Source organism: Streptomyces sp. Alt3, assembly GCF_030719215.1.
GTDB lineage: Bacteria > Actinomycetota > Actinomycetes > Streptomycetales > Streptomycetaceae > Streptomyces > Streptomyces glycanivorans.
Genome location: NZ_CP120983.1, coordinates 7285321 through 7306063 on the forward strand (window position 1 = coordinate 7285321; position 20743 = coordinate 7306063).

General features: G+C 69.9%; 16 protein-coding genes and 1 pseudogene. 8 read left to right on the forward strand and 9 right to left on the reverse strand.

Annotation, left to right across the window (positions count from 1 at the left end):
• Positions 1-45 precede the first annotated feature (45 nt).
• Positions 46-1350 carry a trans-sulfuration enzyme family protein gene (locus P8A20_RS32310; RefSeq protein WP_147962527.1) on the forward strand — a complete coding sequence of 435 codons (1305 nt, stop codon included), beginning with the start codon at positions 46-48 and terminating at the stop codon, positions 1348-1350.
• Here P8A20_RS32310 and P8A20_RS32315 read toward each other — a convergent pair.
• The 3 genes and pseudogenes from P8A20_RS32315 to P8A20_RS32325 form a co-directional block, all read right to left on the reverse strand.
• Positions 1301-2671: pseudogene (locus P8A20_RS32315) on the reverse strand (GNAT family N-acetyltransferase); the annotation flags it as partial. The gene P8A20_RS32310 and the pseudogene P8A20_RS32315 overlap by 50 nt on opposite strands.
• Before the next feature lie 223 nt (positions 2672-2894).
• Complete coding sequence (locus tag P8A20_RS32320; protein WP_147962528.1) at positions 2895-4475, reverse strand: alkaline phosphatase D family protein; 1581 nt, start codon at positions 4473-4475, stop codon at positions 2895-2897.
• Positions 4476-5063: 588 nt separating this feature from the next.
• Positions 5064-5894 (reverse strand): alpha/beta fold hydrolase, encoded by an 831-nt coding sequence (locus tag P8A20_RS32325; protein ID WP_306104769.1) that lies wholly within the window; start codon positions 5892-5894, stop codon positions 5064-5066.
• Between the two features lie 144 nt (positions 5895-6038).
• Here P8A20_RS32325 and P8A20_RS32330 point away from each other — a divergent pair, with 144 nt between their 5' ends.
• Together P8A20_RS32330 and P8A20_RS32335 are read left to right on the forward strand one after the other, a co-directional pair.
• Positions 6039-6947 (forward strand): RNA polymerase sigma-70 factor, encoded by a 909-nt coding sequence (locus P8A20_RS32330; RefSeq protein WP_306104770.1) that lies wholly within the window; start codon positions 6039-6041, stop codon positions 6945-6947.
• Positions 6948-7254: 307 nt separating this feature from the next.
• Complete coding sequence (locus P8A20_RS32335) at positions 7255-8022, forward strand: GntR family transcriptional regulator (RefSeq protein WP_147962531.1); 768 nt, start codon at positions 7255-7257, stop codon at positions 8020-8022.
• A 178-nt stretch (positions 8023-8200) separates the two neighbouring features.
• On the opposite strand, the gene P8A20_RS32340 is transcribed toward P8A20_RS32335, so the two are convergent.
• The 3 genes from P8A20_RS32340 to P8A20_RS32350 all read right to left on the reverse strand — a co-directional run bounded on the left by P8A20_RS32340 (position 8201) and on the right by P8A20_RS32350 (position 11313).
• Entirely contained in the window at positions 8201-9358 is a 1158-nt protein-coding gene (locus tag P8A20_RS32340) for an ROK family protein (RefSeq protein WP_147962532.1), read from the reverse strand.
• A gap of 127 nt (positions 9359-9485) precedes the next feature.
• Positions 9486-10136 carry a response regulator gene (locus tag P8A20_RS32345; protein ID WP_147962533.1) on the reverse strand — a complete coding sequence of 217 codons (651 nt, stop codon included), beginning with the start codon at positions 10134-10136 and terminating at the stop codon, positions 9486-9488.
• Between the two features lie 4 nt (positions 10137-10140).
• Positions 10141-11313 (reverse strand): sensor histidine kinase, encoded by a 1173-nt coding sequence (locus P8A20_RS32350; protein WP_306104771.1) that lies wholly within the window; start codon positions 11311-11313, stop codon positions 10141-10143.
• 107 nt (positions 11314-11420) lie between these two features.
• Between P8A20_RS32350 and P8A20_RS32355 the strand changes: the two genes are divergently transcribed.
• From P8A20_RS32355 to P8A20_RS32365, 3 genes are all read left to right on the forward strand, one after another.
• On the forward strand, positions 11421-12359 hold the full coding sequence (locus tag P8A20_RS32355; RefSeq protein ID WP_306104772.1) for an ATP-binding cassette domain-containing protein: 939 nt from the start codon (positions 11421-11423) through the stop codon (positions 12357-12359).
• Positions 12360-12369: 10 nt separating this feature from the next.
• The gene (locus P8A20_RS32360; RefSeq protein WP_187282363.1) at positions 12370-13107 is read left to right on the forward strand and encodes an ABC transporter permease; all 738 of its coding nucleotides are present in this window, start codon (positions 12370-12372) and stop codon (positions 13105-13107) included.
• 394 nt (positions 13108-13501) lie between these two features.
• Complete coding sequence (locus tag P8A20_RS32365) at positions 13502-13939, forward strand: hypothetical protein (protein WP_147962537.1); 438 nt, start codon at positions 13502-13504, stop codon at positions 13937-13939.
• A 340-nt stretch (positions 13940-14279) separates the two neighbouring features.
• Here the strand turns inward: P8A20_RS32365 and mug are convergent, their stop codons facing one another.
• The 3 genes from mug to P8A20_RS32380 form a co-directional block, all read right to left on the reverse strand.
• A complete protein-coding gene (gene mug / locus P8A20_RS32370) occupies positions 14280-14840 on the reverse strand; it encodes a G/U mismatch-specific DNA glycosylase (RefSeq protein WP_306104773.1) in 561 nt (186 codons plus the stop codon).
• A gap of 19 nt (positions 14841-14859) precedes the next feature.
• Positions 14860-16302, reverse strand: a complete 1443-nt coding sequence (gene purB, locus P8A20_RS32375) for an adenylosuccinate lyase (RefSeq protein ID WP_147962539.1) — start codon at positions 16300-16302, stop codon at positions 14860-14862.
• Positions 16303-16564: 262 nt separating this feature from the next.
• Positions 16565-17167 (reverse strand): RNA polymerase sigma factor, encoded by a 603-nt coding sequence (locus P8A20_RS32380; RefSeq protein WP_147962540.1) that lies wholly within the window; start codon positions 17165-17167, stop codon positions 16565-16567.
• A gap of 146 nt (positions 17168-17313) precedes the next feature.
• Here P8A20_RS32380 and P8A20_RS32385 point away from each other — a divergent pair, with 146 nt between their 5' ends.
• Together P8A20_RS32385 and P8A20_RS32390 are read left to right on the forward strand one after the other, a co-directional pair.
• Positions 17314-18327, forward strand: coding sequence for a MerR family transcriptional regulator (locus P8A20_RS32385; protein ID WP_306104774.1), 1014 nt, complete (start codon positions 17314-17316; stop codon positions 18325-18327).
• A gap of 247 nt (positions 18328-18574) precedes the next feature.
• Positions 18575-20713, forward strand: a complete 2139-nt coding sequence (locus P8A20_RS32390) for a glycosyltransferase family 4 protein (protein WP_306104775.1) — start codon at positions 18575-18577, stop codon at positions 20711-20713.
• Positions 20714-20743: the final 30 nt, after the last annotated feature.

Sequence of the window (20743 nt, forward strand, 5' to 3'; positions counted from 1 at the left end):
ACGGCGTACGGGCGCTACCGGCCGGTCACTGTTCAGTCTGGTGACATGGACACCGAAGCCATCTCGCTGACACCCCAGCCCTCCTTCCGGTCCAGAGCGCTCGCCACCGAAGCCGTGCACGCCGGACGCGATGATCTCGCCTCTCAGGGTCTGCACGCCGCGCCGATCGATCTGTCCACCACCTATCCCTCGTACGACTCCCGGGGCGAGGCCGCGCGCATCGACGCCTTCGCCACCACGGGAGCCAGACCCGACGGCCCGCCCGTCTACGCACGGCTGGACAACCCGACGACGGCCCGCTTCGAGACGGCACTCGCCCGGCTCGAGGGCGCAGCGAGCGCAGTCGCCTTCGCCAGCGGGATGGCCGCGCTCACCGGCGTCCTGCTGGCCCGGGCGAGCCTGGGGCTGCGCCATGTCGTCGCGGTGCGGCCGCTCTACGGCTGCAGCGATCACCTCCTCGGCGCCGGGCTGCTGGGCACCGAGGTGACCTGGACGGATCCGGCGGGCATCGCCGAGGCGATCCGCCCGGACACCGGACTCGTCATGGTCGAGACGCCCGCCAACCCGACGCTGGCCGAGATCGACATCCGGGCCGTGGCGCACTCCTGCGGCTCCGTGCCCCTCCTCGTCGACAGCACCTTCGCCACGCCCGTGCTGCAACGGCCGCTCGAACACGGCGCGCGGATCGTGCTGCACAGCGCCACCAAGTACCTGGGCGGTCACGGTGACGTGATGGGTGGTGTCGTCGCCTGCGACGAGGAGTTCGCCGCGACCCTGCGGCAGGTCCGGTTCGCCACCGGGGGCGTACTGCATCCCATGGCCGGTTATCTGCTGCTGCGCGGGCTGTCCACCCTGCCCGTGCGGGTCAGGGCGGCGTCCGCCTCCGCGGCCGAACTGGCCCGGAGGCTCTCGGCCGATCCCCGCGTCGCACGGGTGCACTACCCGGAGGTGGGCGGTGCGATGGTGTCCTTCGAAGTCTTCGGGGACCCCCACAGGATCATCGCGGGCGTCCGGCTGATCACGCCCGCCGTCAGCCTCGGCAGTGTGGACACACTCATCCAGCACCCGGCCTCCATCAGCCACCGCATCGTGGATGAGGGAGACCGGCGGGCCGCGGGCGTCGGTGACCGGCTGCTGCGCATGTCGGTCGGCCTGGAGGACGTCGAGGACCTCTGGGCGGATCTGTGTCAGGCGCTCAGCGACGGAGGTGCTGTTCCGGCTGGTCGGCCGGGGCGAGCGTCTCGGTCCGGGGAAGCTGTTCGGCCAGGGGAGGCGACGGCTGCGACTGCGCCCCTGAGCGGGGCAGCGGTTCCGTCGGCCGTGCGGACTGCTGCGCGGGAGCCGCGGTGAGCCTGGCGGTGATGACCAGGGTGCCCTCCTCGATCTGGTAGTCGAGAGGCAGCGAGAGCGCCCGCATGGCGGCCACCATCCCCGTGTTGTGGGCCTGCGTCACCGCGTACACGCTCTCGCATCCCGCCTCGGCGGCCAGGGCCACCAGTCGGCCGAGCAGTTCCGTCCCGATGCCGCGGCGCTGCCAGTCGTCCTCGACGAGCAGGGCGACCTCGGTCTCGTCCCCGTCCCAGAGCAGATGGCCGAGCGCCACCACTCGGCCGGAGGGCGTCTGCACCGCGAGTGTGCGGCCGAAGCGGGGGCTCAGCAGGTGGTCCAGATAGCGGTCGGCGTCACGGACCGGGCCGTGGTAACGCAGGCCCAGGGTGCGCTCGGAGCAGCGGCCGTGCATGGCCAGGGCCGCGTCCAGGTCGCTCCGGTCCGCGCGGCGCACGGTGATCTCGTTGCCCTCGGGGAGGGTGAGGACGTCCTCACTGCGCGGGACGCGCGGGCCGAGCCGTGCGTCGAGTTCGACCAGGGCCCGGGCACGGGCGAACTCCGTCGGGGTGAAGGGGAGATAGGGGCGCTCCACGGTGATGACACCGCCCGACGGGTCGCGCAGCCGCATCACGGTTTCCTCCAGGACCCCTTCCACGGGTGCGCTCTCCCCGGTGGGGCGGCCGGTGATCGACAGGGCGGGCAGCGAGTGGATGGTGCACCGGCCCAGGAGCTGACGCAGGGCCAGCGGGAGTTCGGCCGCGTCCAGCGCCGTGCGGGTGGCCAGGCCGAGAACCCGGGTGGGCGTGTCCACCAGGTCGTGTGCGTCGGCGCGCTCGATCCAGGTGGCGGACCCGCCGGCGGCGGAGACCTCCCGGGTGAGCTGCTGGGCCGGCAGCGCCGCCGGCGCACGCAGCAGGAACTCGTCGACCGTCCCCTCGGCCAGCGGATGGGTCTGCAGGGTCAGGATGTCGATCCGGTGACGGGCAAGGGCGGTGCACAGGGCGGCCAGGGTTCCGGGTGCGTCCTGCACGGTCGTCCGCATCCGCCACAGCACCGTCTCCACCGCCTCGTCGGCGCCGACGGAGGGAAGCTCCGCGTCGGCGCCGCCGGTATCGGTGCCCGGCGGCGGCGCGTGGCTGTGACGCCGTGCCCACCAGGTGTGGAAGGCGGCCGTGGCGACCAGGGCCACGGCCGAGGCCACGAGCAGATAGGGGCCGTCGGGCTGGTGCCCGATCAGATTGGCGATCGCGTCGGCCACCGCCACGGCGGTGAACAGGGCGGCCAGCTCGATCAGGTCCCGCCGCCAGTGGTGCGGACGGCGGGCACTCTTCGCGGATGTCACATCAGTCATGCCCTCACTGTGACCGAACGGTGTTGCCTGATCACGAACGCATTGTGACTGATGGGTTACGTGTGGATCTGATCGTCTTCAGCACCATTTCCATGCCGGCTTCCATGTCGGCCTGCATGTCGGCGTCGAGACCGCTCGCGGCCGCTCTCCATCCGGTCGCACGTCTCGGTCCCCGAGGCCGGGCACCGGCTCCGCCGACGTGTACCGGCCCTGTTCACTGACCGGTACGACCGGGCTGCAGCACCTTGGTGAACAGGACCGTGCCGCCCTGGGCCCGTAGCCGTACCGTCAGTTCCCCGCTCCCGCCGTCGATGTCCACCTCGCCGAAGAACTGCGGCTGCTCCATGGGGGAGACGTTCGCCCGGTCCGGAGCCCGGACGAAGACCTGGTCCGGGCCGAACGTGCCGTCCAGCGCGTTCGCGGGGAAGCCGCCTGCCGCCAGCGGGCCCGAGACGAACTCCCAGAACGGCGCGAAGTCCTTGAAGGCCGCGCGTTCGGGGGCGTAGTGCTGAGCGGAGGTGTAATGCACATCGGCCGTCAGCCATACAGTTCCGGTGATTCGCCGGTGCTTGATGTGGCGCAGCAACTCGGCGATCTGAAGCTCCCGGCCCAGCGGCGCGCCGGGATCGCCCTGCGCGACCGCCTCGAAGTCCGTGGCCCCGTCCGGGACCACCAGCCCCAGGGGCATGTCGGCGGCGATCACCTTCCACGTGGCACGCGACCTGGAGAGTTCCCGCTTCAGCCAGCTCAGCTGCTCCGCGCCGAGAATGCCCGTCGTGTCGTCGGGCTGACGGCCCGGCGAGTTCGCGTTCCTGAAGGACCTCATGTCCAGCACGAACACGTCGAGCAGTGGACCGTGCCGCACCACACGGTGCATGCGCCTCTCCTGCGGGGCGCCCTGCAGCGTGGGGACCGGGAAGTACTCACGGAATGCCCGCATCGAACGCGCCGCGAGCACGTCCACGTCCTTCTCGGTGTAGCGGGCGTCGTCGAGGATCTGCCCCGGATACCAGTTGTTGCGGACCTCGTGGTCGTCCCACTGGACGATGGACGGGACCTGCGCGTTGAAAGCCCGCAGATTGTCGTCGAGCAGGTTGTACCGGAAGTTGCCGCGGTATTCGTCCAGGGTCTCGGCGACCTTGGACTTCTCCGGGGTCGTGATGTTGTGCCAGACCCGTCCGTCGGGCAGCGTCACGCTGGGCTCCAGCACACCGTCCGCGTAGATGTTGTCGCCGCTGCACAGGAAGAAGTCCGGGTCCAGACGCCGCATCTCGTCGTACACCCGGTAGCCACCGATGTCCGGGTTGATGCCCCACCCCTGCCCCGCGATGTCGCCGGACCAGAGGAATCGCACCCCGTCACGGCGGGTTGCCGGAGCGGTGCGGAAGGTTCCGTGCACGGGCTTGCCGGTGCGCCGGGGATCGTGCGGATCCACGAGGGTGACCCGGTAGTGCACCTGCTCGCCGGCCGACAGCCCGTACAGCGGGGTCGTGCCGGTGAAGTCCGTACGGGCGTCGACCAGGGGGCCGTGCCACGTCCGGGCGCGCCGGAAGGACTCCGTCGCGGACGTCTCCACCACCATCCGCGCGGGGCGGTCCGAACGTACCCACACCAGGGCGGACGACGCCGTCACGTCCCCGACCTGTACGCCCCACGCGGCGCTCGGCCGGCCCGGGAGCGCGAAGGCCGGTGCGGTGGTGACCGCCGCGGGCACGGCGATCGCGGCCGAGGCGAGGAGCGAGCCGCGAAGCACGGTGCGGCGCCCCGGGGCGGGTATCAGCGGACGGTTGGACATCGATGCGTCTCCAGGGGCGGAAGGGCTGCCGGAACAGCGGTTCGGTGCGGGGTTCGGAACAGGGTCCGGTACCGGGTCCGGTACGGGGTTCGGTACAGGCAGAAGTGCAGGCAGAAGTGCAGACCCATACGTAGTCCCCGGTGGCGGCGGCCACGCCAACCGCAGATGAACAACCGGATCGGCCGGCCTGCGGACCCCTGCGTTCTCCCCGTCCTACGCCTCGTCCGCCGAGCCCCTGCGCACGGCCTCGGCCGGCAGACGTACGCCGTGCCCCAAGGTGCCCGGCGCCATATGGGCGTGACCGAGCGGAACGGGCGGCGGAGCCCGCGGTGCCGTGCCGGGCTCCTGTCGGCTTCCTCTGCTGGTACAGCGGTATGCGGCGCGTCGGCGCCGAGCGCTCCACGCTCCCCTCCGGGCTGATCCCCGTATCGGCCGTGTTGACCGCACCACTGGCCGGCACCGGGGAAGTGAGGCCTGGGTCAGGGGGCGCGGAGCCTCCTGGTGGGTCTCGGAGCGGCTCTGGGCCCAGGCATGCTGGGGCCGCGCGATTCCGGCCTCAGGCATGCTGGGGCCGCGTTCAGCCGGCGTTCAGCGGCTCGTGTCGAGGATGACGCGCGCCACGGCGGCAGGATCGTCGTTCATGGGGACGTGGCCGCAACCCGGGAGGCGGACGAGTCGGGCGCCCGGGATCACGTGTTTGGCCCGGATCCCCTGCCGGCGCAGGAGCAGACGGTCCTTGCTGCCCCAGGCGATGCTGACCGGTACGTCCGGGACATCGTCGGCGAACGTGGCTTGCAGGCCGGCTTCGAGGGTCTGACGGAAGGCGGTGGCCTTGCGCAGCGCGACGGTCTCCGACACGACCGCAGCCGGTGAACGCCGACCGGGACGGGCGTAGATGGTGCTGGTCAACGCAGTGCGGCCCGGTGAACTCTGCGAGAGCCGCTCGATCAGCGGCATCGGCATCGCGAGGGCCGCTCCACGCATCGCCCGTAGCACGCCGAACGCGTAACGGCGCTCGCTCGGCGTCCAGAAACCTGCGGGGGACAGCGCAGTCACCGAACGCACCAGCCTCTCGCGGCCCAACTCCAGTGCCAGCAGGCCCCCCAGGGAGTTCCCGGCCACATGCGGCCTGGTCACACCGAGCGTCTCGAAGAACGAACCGAGCACCGGGACCATGGTCCGCAGGTCATGAGCCAGCCCGTAGGGCAGCGCCGGTGAGGCGCCGAAGCCGGGCAGATCCACCGCTATGACGTCCCGTTCGGCCGCGAGGATCCGCAGGACCGGATCCCACGCCTGACGGTGGTGGCCGATGCCGTGCAGCAGGACGAGCGGTGCGCCCACCCCCGTCCGCTCGTAGGACACCTCGACCGTACGGCGACCGCCGGGGGAGTCGACTGCGAACGAGACCGTGCTGGCCATGCTGCTCCTCGGGAAGAACCTGCCGGGCGGGACGACTGCAGCGAGACACCTCGTCAACAATGATTACCGTTGGGTAGCTTGTAGTTCAAGGGTCGGGCGCGATTCCCGCTGGACACGCTCAAGGGCGTCGGCTGGGATGGTTGAGTGACTGCCGACACCGTGTCCGATCTCTTCGAAGAACACCGGCCCTTCCTCGCGGGGGTCGCCTACCGCATGCTCGGCCGGATCGCCGACGCCGAGGACGTGGTCCAGGAGGTCTGGCTGCGCTGGTCGTCGGCCGGGCGTGAGGAAGTGCGGGAGCCGAGGGCCTTCCTCGTGCGCATCACCACCCGGCTGGCCATCGACCGGCTGCGCCATCTGCGTTCCCGGCGCGAGGCGTACGTGGGGCCCTGGCTGCCCGAACCCGTGGTCACCGAATTCGGCGCCGCCGTACCCGACTCCGCGGATCGCGTGGTGCTCGCCGACACCGTGTCCCTCGCCGTGCTCGTCGTCCTCGAAACGCTCTCCCCGCTGGAGCGTGCGGTCTTCGTCCTGCGCGAGGCCTTCGGGTTCCCGTACGCGGAGATCGGCGCCACCCTCGACCGGTCCGAGGCCGCCGTGAGGCAGCTCGCCGGCCGTGCCAAGCGCCATGTGGAGGAGCGTAAGCCGCGGTACGAGGTGGATCCGGCCGTGCGGCGAGATCTCACCGAGCGATTTCTTGCCGCGGCGTCGGGCGGGGACCTGGAGAAGCTGCTCGCCCTGCTGGCTCCGGACATCCGCCTCGTCAGTGACAGCGGAGGCAAGGCGAAGGCTCCGCGGCGGATCATCGAGACCTCGGACAAGGTCGGCCGTTTCCTTCTCGCCGTCGCACACGACTGGTCCACCGCGGCGGACGCGCACCTACTTGAGCTCAACGGCGGCCCCGCCCTGGTGTTCAGCGTGGACGGCAAGGTGGACACGGTGTTGCAGGTCGAGACCGAGGGTGGAGTCATCCGGCGTGTCTACATCATCCGCAACCCGGACAAACTGGCAGGTGTGCACCTGGGGCAAGGGCCTGGCCTGCGGGTCGAGTGACGCATCTGCTGATCGTCGTGCCACAGGTTCCCCATGCCCCCCCCCAGATCCCCCATGGGCATGTGTGCCCCATGCGACCCACGAACCCTGCCGGTGGTGTCGGCCGTGGGGTCTCGTGTTGCCTGCGTTCACCGTCTCGCGAACGTCCCGTGAACGCTCTGCGGCAGGGGACCGTTCCGCAGCGTCACGGAGAGAGGATTGGTCTTGACCAAGGTGGTTCGCCGCCCTAAGGTCTGAACGATAAGGCAGGAACCTTTAATAAATAACGTCGCGGAAAACAAGCCGCCGGGCGGATGCGGAGGACAGGGTGGGGACCACGCAGCTGGAATCGGTGCAGGAGCCGAAGTACTGGCACCTCAGGACCGTGCTCAGTGAGGCACTCGACTCGGACTTCGCGGTGGGGGAAGTGCTGCCCAACGAACGGGACCTCGCGGCGCGCTTCGGCGTCGCCCGGGCGACGCTCCGTCAAGCGTTGGAGCAGCTGGAACTCGAAGGAAGGCTGCAACGACGCCGCGGCGTGGGAACGACCGTCGCCCCGCCTCGTGTCGGCGTCGCCGTCACCACCGATCGACAGGGTGGGGCGGGAGGCGACGCGGACGAGGCATGGCAGCCGCTCGAGTGCACCACGGCTACGGCTCCTGTCGCAGTAGCTCTCATGCTCGACATCGACGCAGGGGAGCCCGTGCACGTGGTGCGCCGCATCCGCGTCGCCCAAGGACAGCCTCTGGCTGCGGAACTCCTCTACGTTCCCACCTCGTCCGTGCCCGAACTCTCCGCCATCGAAGCGCCGTCAGGGCCTGCCCGGGCCCGCAGCGTCGTGAGGGAACTGCGCCGCCTCGGCCTCGACGGCCAGGACCGCTCGGTCGAACTCGGGTCGGCCCGTGCCGATGACGCGAAGGAGCTCGACCGGCTCCCCGGTGCCCCCGTTCTGGTGGTCACCACCCGGTATCTCTCCGCTGCCGGTACGGCAGCCGTGTCTGTCGCCACCTATCGGGCAGACACCTGCCGGCTGACCTTCGGGGATTCAGGAGCGCTGGAGATCAGCCACGACGAGCAGGAGCGCCAGGCGTCCTGACTCTCCGGAGGGTCTTTCCACGGGGTTCACCGGAGTACGGCTTGGGGATCCGTCTCCCGGTCGTTTCTCCCGCTTCCGTTCCGGCTTTCCGCTCCAGCCTTTTGCTCCTGACGGAGCCGCTCGCGCCCGTTCGCCGACCCGGCGTCACACTGCGGACCGTCCGTACGGCCCGTCGCTGTCAGCGGCGGGCCGTCACCGTTCCGTCCACGGCGAAGAGCTGCTCCTCGACGTGGTCCAGTGCAAGGCGCAGCGCGCCGGTGGCGACGGCTGCCTCGCCGAGGAGCGACAAGGTCACGCGGGGAGGCCGCAGGCAGTAGCGGGCGAGCTCGTCGCGAAGCGGATCGAGGACTCCGTCCAGACCGGCGGCCCACCCGCCAACGACCACGAGTTCCGGATCGAGCGCCAGCACCAACGCTGCGACGTCGTGCACCAGCCGTTGGATGAACCGCGCGACGGCGGCCTGTGCCCCGGCATCTCCGCCCCTGGCCTTCGCGAAGACCGCGGCGACCGCCCGCTCGTCCAGTGGGTCGAGAGGTGTGTCCGTCGTCGAGAGCAGGTGTTCCGGCGTGACATCGCGGCCCAGGAGGTGCAAAGCGCCGATCTCCCCCGCGGCGCCACCGAAGCCGCGGTGCAGCCGTCCGCCGATCAGCGAACCCGCCCCAGGGCTCAGGCCTGCCAGAACGAACACGATGTCGTCGGACTCGGTTGCCGCACCCTTCCAGTGTTCGGCCACCGCGGCGGCGTTGGCGTCGTTCTCCACCAGGACAGGGCACCTGAAGGAGCGACGGAGCCTCTCGCCGAGTGCGAGCCCCGTCCAGTCCGGCAACGCCGTACCCAGCCGCACGGTGCCGTCCGCCTCGACGATGCCGGGGCTGCCGACTCCGACAGCACGCAAGCTGCTCCGAGCCACCCCGGTACGCCGCAGTACATCGGCGATCACCGCTCTGACCTGTTCGAGCCTGTCGTCGGCACACGCGGACTCGGAGACATCGCGCGAGCCCGCGCCGACGATCCGGCCGTCCAGGCCGGACAGCAGGGCAGAGACTCGGTGCGAGCCGATCTCCACGCCCAGCAGATATCCGGCCTCCGCACGGAACCTGAAACGCCTGGCGGGACGGCCCTGGCGTCTGGCCCCGCTCTCGTCGGGCAGTGCCTCCACCACGAGTCCGGCCCCGAAGAGCCCTTCGACGACGCCTTCCACCGTGGGACGCGACAGACCTGTGATCCGGGTCAGATCCGTCAGCGTGGGCGAATCCGCCCCTCGCAGAGCGTGCAGCACCACCGCGGAATTGATCCTCCGCAGCAGAGACGGGTCCCCACCGGTCAGCCTGCCCACCGTGTGTCCTCCCAGGTCGTGCGCGTGTCTGCCGGATCGTACTCGCTGGCCCCTGCTGCGGCGAGCAGCGCCCGGAAGGAGGCATTCGGAACCCTTGCCGGGCCGGGCCGGACCCGCGTGACAACGGTCAGCCGGGAGCGACGAAGCCGGACTCGTACGCGGCGATAACTGCCTGTGTGCGGTCCCGGGCGCCCAGTTTCGCAAGGACCGAACTGACATGTGTCTTGACCGTCTCGACGCCGACGACGAGCTCGGCGGCGATCTCCGCGTTGGACAGGCCCCGCGCCATCAGGCGGAGTACCGCTGCTTCTCGGGTGGTGAGTGCTGCCCGGTCCATCGTGGTCCGAGCTTTGCTCGTGCCGTACTCCGCGGCCAGTTGCCGGACCGCGGCAGGGAAAAGCAGTGTCTCGCCCTCTGCCACGAGCCGAACGGCATGCACGATCTCGGCCGGCCGGGCACGCTTCAGCAGAAACCCGTCCGCCCCCGCGCGCAGTGCCTCGTACACGTACTCGTCGTTCTCGAATGTGGTGACCACCAGGATCTTCGGCGGATCGGCCACGGTGCGCAGCACCACCCGTGTCGCCTCGATGCCGTCCATCAGCGGCATACGCACATCCATGGCTACGACATCGGGCCGGAGCCTGCGGACGAGCGGGATCACCGCCGCACCGTCGGCGGCCTCACCCACGACTTCGATGTCGTCCTGCGCATCCAGGACCGCGCGGAGCCCCGCACGCACCAGTGGTTCGTCGTCGACCAGAAGAACGGTAACCGGCATCGGGTCAGCGTATGCGGTCCAACGGGAGGCTTGCGTACACCCTCCAATCCCCTGCGTGCGGGCCCGTCGTGGCCTTGCCCCCCAGCAGAGCTGCCCGCTCCCGTACTCCTCTCAGGCCGCTGCCGCCGCCAGGGCCGCGCCTCGATCCCGCGAGGGGGTTGGTCACCTCCAGCTCCAGTCGTTCCTTCACCACGACGATCCTCACCCGTACGGGACCGGCGCCGGCGTGACGCAGCACGTTGGTGAGCGACTCCTGAAGAATTCGATAGCCCTCACGGGACACAGGCCCGGGGACCAGGTCGAGTGGCCCGGTCATCTCCACATGGACCTCGGCGCCGGAGACGCGTGCCGATTCCAGCAACCGGTCGGCCTCGATCAGAGTCGGATGCACTCCGGCGGGCAGGTCCGACTCCCGGAGCACTCTCAGGACCCGTTCCAGATCGTCGAGCGCGTTGCGTCCCGTCTCCTCGATGGCGGCGAGTGCCCGCGCGGTGAACTCCGGGTTGCCCGCAGTTCTGGCGGCACCTGCCTGCACGACAGCGACGGTCAGCGCATGTCCGATCGAGTCGTGGAGCTCGCGCGCTATCCGGTTCCGCTCCAGAAGCTGCTCGGTGCGCTCCTCCAGCGCTGTCATCCGCTCGGTCGGCGACGGACCCAGCAGCCCGCGGGCCGCTGCCGTGGCCACCTCGCCGCAGAGGACGACCAGCCCGAGAAGTATCAGGATCGGCAAGGGCGAGAACAGCGCGCACAGCCACCGTGCTTCGACGGCTCCGGTCAGCCAGTTCATGCCCGGTTCCGCACCGAGCGAGACACTGAGCAGGTCGAACGTCGTCGCCGGCAGCCAGACCGTGGCGAAGCCCGCCGCGGCTGTGAGCAGGAGCCTGACCTCGAGCCACGCCACGGTGCGCCAGCGGTCCCCCCACGTGACGGCAGGTGCGGCGGAGATCGAGGCGTCCGTTCTGCCGCGCTCCCCGGGAGTGAGGAGTAACTGGGCCTGCACGCCTTCCGCGAGGCGGATCGAGGGCAGCAGTCCGACCGGCACGGCCAAGAGGCAGGGCATCCACGGAGTGTCGATGGAGATGAACATCCACAGGCTGACGACCGCTGACGGAATGAGCAGATGAAGCCAGCGGCTGTATGTGACGGGTGCGGCCAGCGGCCCGAGGAGGTTGCGCATGGATTCATCGTGTCAGCGCGGGGACGGGGACGGCTCCCCCGAGCGAGGGAGACGAACCACCCGGGCGGGGGAGGCCGCAGGCCGCTGCAGCGAGCCAGGCTGTGCCCATGACCAGCATCGACGTGCACGAACTGACCAAGGACTACGGAACCACACGCGCTGTTGACCACCTGACGTTCAGCGTGAGGCCCGGCCGCGTGACGGGATTTCTCGGCCCCAACGGCGCCGGCAAGTCCACCACCATGCGGCTCGTTCTCGGGTTGGACCGGCCCACCTCCGGGACCGCCACCGTGGGAGGCCAGTCCTACGTCTCGCTGGCGAACCCGCTGCGCAGGGTGGGCGCCATGCTGGATGCCCAGTCGGCTCACGGGTCCCGCACCGCACGCAGTCACTTGCTCGCTCTCGCCGCAAGTAACGGCATAGCCGGCAGCAGGGTCGAGACGGTCCTCGACGAATCCGGCCTCGCATCCGTCGGGAGGCGAAGGATCAAGACCTTCTCCCTCGGAATGCGTCAACGCCTCGGTATCGCGGCGGCACTGCTCGGTGAGCCGGAGGTGGTGATGCTGGACGAACCGTCGAACGGGCTGGACCCCGAGGGCATCATCTGGATCCGCGAGCTGATGCGCGGCATGGCCCGCGAGGGGCGGACCGTCCTCGTCTCCAGCCACTTGATGAACGAGACTTCCTCCTTTGCCGACCACCTGATCGTCCTCGGCGGAGGACGGCTTCTCGCGGATCTGCCGATGCGGGAGTTTCTCGACTCCCACCGCCGGTCCGGCGTCCGGCTCCGCACCGGCGAACCTGGTCGGCTCCACGACGTTCTCGTCCGCAGAGGGCTTCAGCCGGTGCTGGGCGACGACGGGCGCTGGACGGTCGAGGATGTCACGGCCGAGGAAGTGGGCACCGCAGCAGCAGGTGAAGGGATCCCTCTGCTGGAACTCACCGAGCTGCACGCCACGCTGGAGGAGGCATATCTCGATCTGACGTCAGGCGCATCACAGTTCACCGCGACCTCGTTCGCATCCGCTGCACACCGGGAGGCCTGACATCGTGGACATGTCGACGACTGCGGTACTGCGCTCCGAGTGGATCAAGATCAGATCCGTGCGGTCCGTCTCGTTCTCGCTGATGGCGGTCTTCGCCGTCACGCTCGCCGTCACCGTGCTTACGTCAGCCACCGTGGGTCAGGCAGAAGCGGGGAGCGCGGACCACGAACCCTTGTTCTCGGCCTTCTATGCATTGAACTTCGGTCAGATCGCGGCCATCAGTTTCGGGGCGACCGCCATATCTTCTGAGTTTACGAACGGCGCACTCAGGATCTCGCTCACAGCCGTCCCGAGACGAGGCCTTCTCTACGCCGCCAAAGTGTCGGTGGTCGGGGGACTTGCTCTTGCGGTCGGGTTGATCACCAGCTTCGCCACACTTCTGGCAGGGCAGATGTTCATGGGTGAGTACGCCATAGGCCTGGGGGACACCGGTGCGCTTCGCGCCGCGTTCGGCGGTGGTGTCTACCTCACACTGATCGCCCTGTTCGCCGCAGGACTGACGACCCTTCTGCGGAGTGCCGTCGCCGCACTGAGCGTGCTCATACCCTTCCTGCTGATCGTCTCGTTCGTGGTGGGGGATGTAGCCGGTGGCGCGGCGCAGTATTTGCCCGACCAGGCTGGGCAGTTGGTGCTCCATCAGAACCCGGACGGAGACCTCGGTCCCTGGACAGGGCTGACGGTGACGGCCGCATGGGCGGCCCTCGCTCTCGGGGCCGGCTGGTGGAGCCTGCGCACGAGGGATGCCTGAGACATGGCGACGGTGCGGCCTCGTGCAGGGCGTGGGCCGTGGGCGCGGTCGGCAGGAGCGGTTCGGCGGACGGCGGACGGTAGAAGTCAGGAGTTGGACGGCGGACGGTAGAAGTCAGGAGTTGGGCGGCGTGCGGTAGGAGCCAGGAGTCAGGAGCTGGGCGGTGGACGGCAGGAGTCAGGAGGCGGGGTGCTAGGAGCCAGGAGCCAGCAGGTGGGCGGCGGGCGTGGTTGGGTGCCGTGTGTCGAGAGGGCGGCCCTGCATACCGCGACGTCAGGAGACTGGCTTCAGACGTACCGTCGACCGCCGGCAGGCTCGGGGCCGCACGGCTTCGTGGGAGCCCGTACCAACTCGCGGGGCGCCATGTGTCAGTGCGGAGCGGTTTACTGACGGTATGACCACCGCACATTACCTCCGCCTCATCGACGGGATGCGCACCAAGGAATTCCCCCTGGAACGTGTTTCGTCGGGCTCGGGAATCAGCGGACCGGGCTACCACACGACGTTCCTCCTCGGCGAGGACGAACGGAGTGAGGGTGATGAGGGAGACCGCCTCGAACTACGCGCACGTCGCATGGCGGAACACGATGTTCTGCTTGCGCTTCTGACCTTGCGATGGGGTGAGCCCCAGATGGTCAGCCTTTGGAGCGCACAGGAGCGGATGCTGGCGGGGGAGGTGATGGCCGAGCCCTGGGCCGACGCCGTGGCTAGCTGTGAGCATCTCCTGCTGTGGCGGACGGGGGACCGCTGGACGGCCGTGGTGCTCTACCTCGAGGATGACGGGCCGGGCTGCGAGCTGGGCGTTCTGGTAACAGTTGTGGACCCACCTTGACGACTGTGGCGAGACTCTTGTCGCAGTGGTGGACCCACCCTGACGACTGTGGCGAACTTTCCGCGGTCGCAGTGGTGGACCCACCCTGACGACCGGGGCGGGACTTTCCGCGGTGACCGTTGTGGGCCTGCCCTGGTACCGGACCGGGACTCTCCGCGGTCACCAGGGTGGACTTGTCCTGGTGACCGGGCCGGGACCTTCCGCGGTCACCGTGTGCACCCATCCTGATCACTGCGGGCGGACCCACCGGCGCCCCTGAGCTGTTGTGGCGATGCCCGCAGGGCGGTGTGCTCGAAAACCGTCCGTACGACGGCCGTGCCGTGGCGGCGAGGCTCCTGCGCTATCGAGTGGTCCTTCGGGAGCCGTCCCCGCCGACTGCCGCCAAGAGGCGTGCGTACTCGTCCGCCATGCTGCGCACGTTCCAGTGTGCGTTGAGGCCACTGGGATTGGGCAGTGCCCACACACGGGCGCCGCCGATGGTCCGTTCCTGCGGGCCGATCCGTGCGCGGCGATCACCGAAGGCGGTGCGATAGGCGGTGACACCGACGATCGCCAGCCATGACGGGCCCAATGTCTCCACCTTCGCCGAGAGCAGCCTCCCGCCCTCACGGAACTCATCCGGGGCCAGCTCGTCCGCCCGTGCGGTGGCTCTGGCGACCACGTTGGTGATGCCCAGGCCGTACCCCGGGAGTTCGTCCTGTTGCGATGGCTTCAGCTGCCTGGGCGTGAAACCCGACAGATGCAGAACAGGCCAGAAGCGATTGCCCGGATGGGCGAAATGGTGCCCCGTAGCGGCAGTCATGAGGCTCGGATTGATTCCGCAGAACAGCACACGCAAACCGCCCGCGACCACGTCGGGTACGACGCGGTCGCGGGCGGCCAGGAGTTCTTCGGGTGTCATCCGGTGACGGAACCGGCCGTCAGAGGATGGAGCCGGGAGCGTAAGCGGCGGCTTGGGGGTGCTGCTTGATGATCTCCTCGATCCTGGACACCAGAGCGGCGATCTGGTCGCCCGCCGCACCGGTGAACGAGAGCTTGTCCGCCATCAGGCCGTCGAGCTCCCCTCGGTCGAGGGGGATCCGCTCGTCGGCGGCCAGCTTGTCCAGCAGTTCGTTGCGCTCCGCGCCCTGCTCCCGCATGGCCAACGCCGAGGCGACTGCGTTCTCCTTGATGGCCTCGTGCGCGAGCTCGCGCCCGACCCCCGCGCGTACCGCACCCATCAGGACCTTGGTCGTGGCCAGGAAGGGAAGGTAACGGTCCAGCTCACGGGCCACGACTGCGGGGAAGGCGCCGAACTCGTCGAGAACGGTGAGGAAGGTCTCCAGCAGGCCGTCGAACGCGAAGAACGCGTCCGGCAGCGCCACCCGGCGGACCACGGAGCAGGACACATCGCCCTCGTTCCACTGGTCACCGGCCAGTTCGCCCGTCATGGAGGCGTAGCCGCGCAGAATCACCATCAGGCCGTTCACGCGCTCGCAGGAGCGGGTGTTCATCTTGTGCGGCATGGCCGACGAGCCGACCTGGCCCGGCTTGAAGCCCTCGGTCACCAGCTCGTGCCCGGCCATCAGCCGGATGGTCTTGGCGACCGAGGAGGGTGCTCCGGCCAGCTGCACCAGCGCGGTCACCACGTCGTAGTCGAGGGAACGGGGGTAGACCTGGCCGACCGAGGTGAAGGCGTGCGCGAAACCGAGGTGACCGGCGATGCGCTGCTCCAGATCGGCGAGCTTTCCGGCGTCGCCACCGAGCAGGTCCAGCATGTCCTGGGAAGTGCCGACGGGGCCCTTGATGCCGCGCAGCGGGTAGCGGCCCAGCAGGTCTTCCAGCCGGCCGTAGGCCACCAGGAGCTCGTCCGCGGCGGTGGCGAAGCGCTTGCCGAGCGTCGTCGCCTGCGCGGCGACGTTGTGCGAGCGGCCCGCGATGACCAGCTCGCCGTATTCCGCCGAGAGCTTGCCCAGCCGTGCGAGAACAGCCACCGTGCGGTCGCGCATCAGTTCCAGCGAAAGCCGGATCTGCAGCTGCTCCACATTCTCGGTGAGGTCCCGGGATGTCATGCCCTTGTGGACCTGCTCATGGCCGGCGAGGGCGTTGAATTCCTCGATCCGGGCCTTCACGTCGTGCCGGGTGACCTTCTCACGCTCGGCGATCGAGGCGAGGTCGACCTGGTCGATCACACGCTCGTAGTCGGCCGGCGCCGTGTCGGGAACCTCGATCCCGAGGTCCTTCTGAGCGCGCAGCACCGCCAGCCACAGCTGACGTTCCAGCTTCACCTTCTGCTCGGGGGACCAGAGGACGGCCAGCTCCGTAGAGGCATAGCGGCCGGCCAGGACATTGGGGATGCGAGGCTTCGCAGACACAGCAGTCACGTGTCCCGAGCTTACCGGGCGTCCATACGAGTTCCGAACCGTCCACCTGATGTAGGAAGCTCCAGGTCAGACGTGATCCGCAGCCCGGGCCGCATCCGGTCCGCGAGACGGGCGCCAAGGGCCGATCCAGCGTGTGTCACCGCACCGGAGCCCCAGGGATGTCCTGATCATGCCGCTGCGGCGCGGACGCACGGGCGTACGCGACAGCGGGCGAATGAGTCAGGTCGGCACCGCGCCGCGAGTGGAGGGCGGCCGCATGCGCCTACGCCGGGTCCTGGTCGGCGGGGTTCATCTCGGCTCCCTCGCGCAGCTGGTGCAGTCCTCGCCGCGCATGGCTCTTGACCGTGCCCAACGGCATCCCGGTCCACTCGGCGATCTGTGCCTGGGTCAGGTCCTCGTAGAAGGCCAGACACAACACCTGGCGTTGGTGACGAGGCAGGCGGGACAGCGCGTCGACCACGAGCATCCGGTCCAGGACGTCGTCCGGTCCTTGCCGGAACCCGGGTGGGGCGACGGCGTGTGCCACCGAGTCGATCAGGTTCAGCCTCCTGCTCCTCGCTGCCAGAGCATCGGCGATCTTCCGGCGTGCGATTCCGACGAGCCAGGCTCCGAAAGGGCCTCGATCCGGGCGGAAGCCCGCTCGTCCACGCCATGCGCCGAGAAAGACCTGCTGGGTCACGTCCTCCGCCTCGTGCGTGTCACCCAGGGAACGGGTCGCCATCGCGTGGATGAGTGAACGCCACCCCCGGTACACGGCCGCGAACGCCTCCTCCTCCGTCAGGCGTCGGCCGGGGAGCGGCCGGTCCTCCTGCGGGGGCGGTGCAGCGGACGGTGAGGGAGCGTCGGATCGCGTGCACGTGCTCATGCCTGTTCCTCCCGGCGCCCAGGGCCAACGCCGAGCCGGCCCCGGTCGGCGGGTGCTCAGCTGTGGAGTCCGCCTGGCTCCCACCATCTTGGGGAGCCCGATCGAGGCACACAACATGCGTCGTTTGTGCGTCGTATGATGCGCAAGTGGGAGCGGACAGGGACAGGAACGGCGGCAGGGGCAGCGACAAGAGCGACGATGCCCTGCGCGACGGCGGTCTGACCACCGGCGAGGTGGCGAGGCGCCTCGGTGTCGCCCCCACCACTATCCGGTCGTGGGACCGCCGCTACGGGCTCGGTCCCAGCACGCGTGCCGACGGCCGACACCGCCGCTGGACCGGTCCGGATCTCGCGCGACTGCGGAGGATGTGCGCCCTGACAGGGGCCGGACTGCCTCCCGCGGAGGCCGCCAGGCTGGCGCTCGACGACTCCCGTCCCCTTGCGCCGTCGCCGCAGTCCAAGCCTCAGCCCCTCTCGCCACGGGCACCCGGGCGGAGTCGTGCGGGCAGCGGACTTCGGCTGGGCGACGTACGCCAGGAGTGCAAGGGAATGGCCCGCGCGGCCCTGCGTCTCGATGCGGCAGCCCTGGACGAGACGCTGGGCGGGGCGATCGAGGAACACGGTCTGGTCGAGGCATGGACGGAACTCATCATGCCGACGCTGCAGGCTGTCGGCCGCAAGTGGGAGACCTCCGGTGAGAGGTACGTCGAGGTCGAGCACTTCCTCTCCTGGCACGTTTCCGGAGCACTGCGACGGCACGCTCCGAAGATCGCCCCGGGCACCCGCGGCGCAACCACGATCCTTGCCTGTGCACCGGGGGAGAACCACACACTGCCCCTGGAGGTGCTCACCGCCGCACTGACCGAACGCGGCCTGCCCGTCCGCATGTTCGGGGCCGCGGTGCCCGTCGAGTCGCTCGTCGCCGCGGTACGGAGAACGGGGCCGGTGGCGGTCGGACTGTGGGCGCAGTCGCGCACCACTGCGAGTGTGCCGCTGGCCCAGCACGTCTCCGCGATCGAGTGGGGTGTACGGGGTGCCCGCAGGAAACCGGTCGTGCTCACCCTCGGGCCCGGCTGGGCAGGGCAGACCGTGAGGGGGCTCCCGCACCCCTCGGGGCTTGCCGAGGCCGTCAGAGCTGTGGAGTCGTTCGTGGCCAGGTAGCCCGGCTTCACACGTCGGGCGAGCCGGGAACGACGCCTGCGAAGCCACAAAGGCCTGCTCACCACGTCTCTGCCTCAGCTGCGCACGGCGATGCGCGTCCTCGATGTCCCGTCGATCGAGGGGACGAGCGGACAGCGGCTGTGGGGTGCGGCAGTACCGAGCGCGACAGGCCCGAAACATCGACCGGCCCAGGTGCATCCGAACGAGGGGTGGCGGGCGAATCACTGTCGAACCCGCTCGACAGGAGATGTCTGTGTCCTTCGCTTCCGATCTGGCCGCCCCGCCCGTCCTCAGGGCACGGAATCCGCTGGTGGACGCCCGGACCGCCTTCTTCGCGGGCCACGGTTGGAGGGGGGCGCGCGCAGGACGGGGGCTGAGCGAGCCGTCGTACGCGGAATGCCTCCTGGAGGCGGAGTACGGACACTCGTCCACGGCCGCGCCACCAGGCGCGGGAACGCACCTCGACGAGACCCAGTCGGATACTGATCCCGGTCCCGCCGGCAGTGCCGCCCGCCTCAGCCGGTCCGACCATCTGACGGCCTCCCTGCGCCGGGCGTGCCGGCTGTCCGTGCCGGTCGTCCCCGAGCTCCTGCTCGCCCACCGGAACGCCGGCCTCCGAGGGGGCGCCGTGGTGGCCGAGATGTGGCCGGGATCGGTCAGCCGATACGGCACACGGCGTGCGGAGTCGGCGCTGAGGTCATTGCTGAACCGTCCTGACCTCGACGAACCGTCCACGGCGTTGCTGCTGGATCTGGCGACTGCGGCGGCACTGCGTCCCCTGAGCTCTGTCGAGACGGCGAGACTCGCCGCTGACTGCGGCAGCCGTGCCGGGCGGCACGCGGCGTGGCGCCACCTGCACGCCCTGCCCGGAGGAGCCGCGTTGCTGCCCGGTCCCGACAGAGCGGCGGACGCCTACGAGCACCTGCTGCTCGCCGGGCGCCCCTACATCACGTCACCGGCAGGTGAGGGTGCGGTCGTGGCCCAGGCGATGCTGCTCGGCGACCTGGAAGCGCCCGGTGAGGGAACGAGCGGCGGACTCGGAGTCCTCGTCGGCGGCCTGGGAGACCATCTGGCCGGCCTCGACGACATCGCGTCGGTGGTCACGGTGGTTCTGGCGGGCCTTGACGCCCTGGCCGACGACGGACGAACCGTGTACGAGCGGGCCCCCGGTCACTGGATCGTGCGCCTGCCCGTGGACGCGCGCGGCTTTCCGGACTCGTCGCAGATGCACCTTCACCGGCCCGCGCTCGCCTGGTGGGCGGAGCGGCTGTTGGGCGCCCTGCCCCGTCGGCCGCAGGTGATGCACCTGCGCTGTACGGACGACGGCAGCCTCGCTCTGGCCGAAGCCGCCGAGCGCCTCGGATCACGCGTGGTGTTCAGCGCCACCTCCGATCCGCACCGGCAGGTGGCGGACCGGCTTGCCACGGAGGACACGGGCCACGGGCCGGGAGAGCTGGGGCCACTGCGCGGTGACCTGCACCGCATCTTCGTCGGGGACCGGCTGGTGGAGCGTGCCGACACCGTGATCGGTGTCGCGGGGCACTGCGGCGCGGACGAGTTGGTGCGTCATTTTCCCCAGCTCGCCAAGATAAACGGCGGGACCGGACCGGCCGCACCTGCGGAGGGAATCACTCCCTACCGGCCCGGAAAGGACGAGCAGAACCTCCGAAGGGAACTGGTCTCCGCTCTGTTCGCGCGTGCGGACAGCGAGGACTCCCTGGGCCCGGAGGACAGGAAGCTGCCCCTGTTCCTGTGCGTGGGCCGCATGCACCCCGACAAGCAGCAGGACATGCTCGTACGCGCCTGGGTCGAATCCGGCCTGTGCATGCGGTCGACCCTGGTCCTCGTGGGTGGGGCGGCGACCACGGAGAACGCGTACGAGCAGGACATGCGGCGCCGCATTCGGGCGGCACTGGCCGGCCATCCGACGGCTGCCGCCCGCTCGGCCGTTCTGCCCGCGCTGCCCAACCGCACGGTGCGGCGCCTCCAGCACGCCTTGACCGACCCGAGCCACGGGGTCCTCGCCCCGTGGTACGTGTGTCCCAGCGTCAAGGAGGACCTGGGGCTCGCGTTGCTCGAGGCGATGGAGGCGGGCATGCCCACGGCCGGCCCCCGTCAGGGCGGTGTGCTCCAGTACCTCCACGACGGCGTCAGCGGAGTCCTCCTGGACACCTCCTCCGAGGAGAAACTCTCCCAGGGGCTGCTCCGCATGATCACTCTCCCCGCGCCGGACCGCCATCGGCTCGCGGCCGTCGGCCGGGATGTGGTGACCAGCCGGTATTCGATCGCGGCGATGGCCGAGTCCCTGCTCGACACCTACGGAGTCGCCGGCCGTGGCAGGCGGCCCGAACCCTGGCCCGACGGCCGGGACGACATCGCGCGGTGAGGCAGCCGCCCGGGCAGCGGCGTGGTCGAC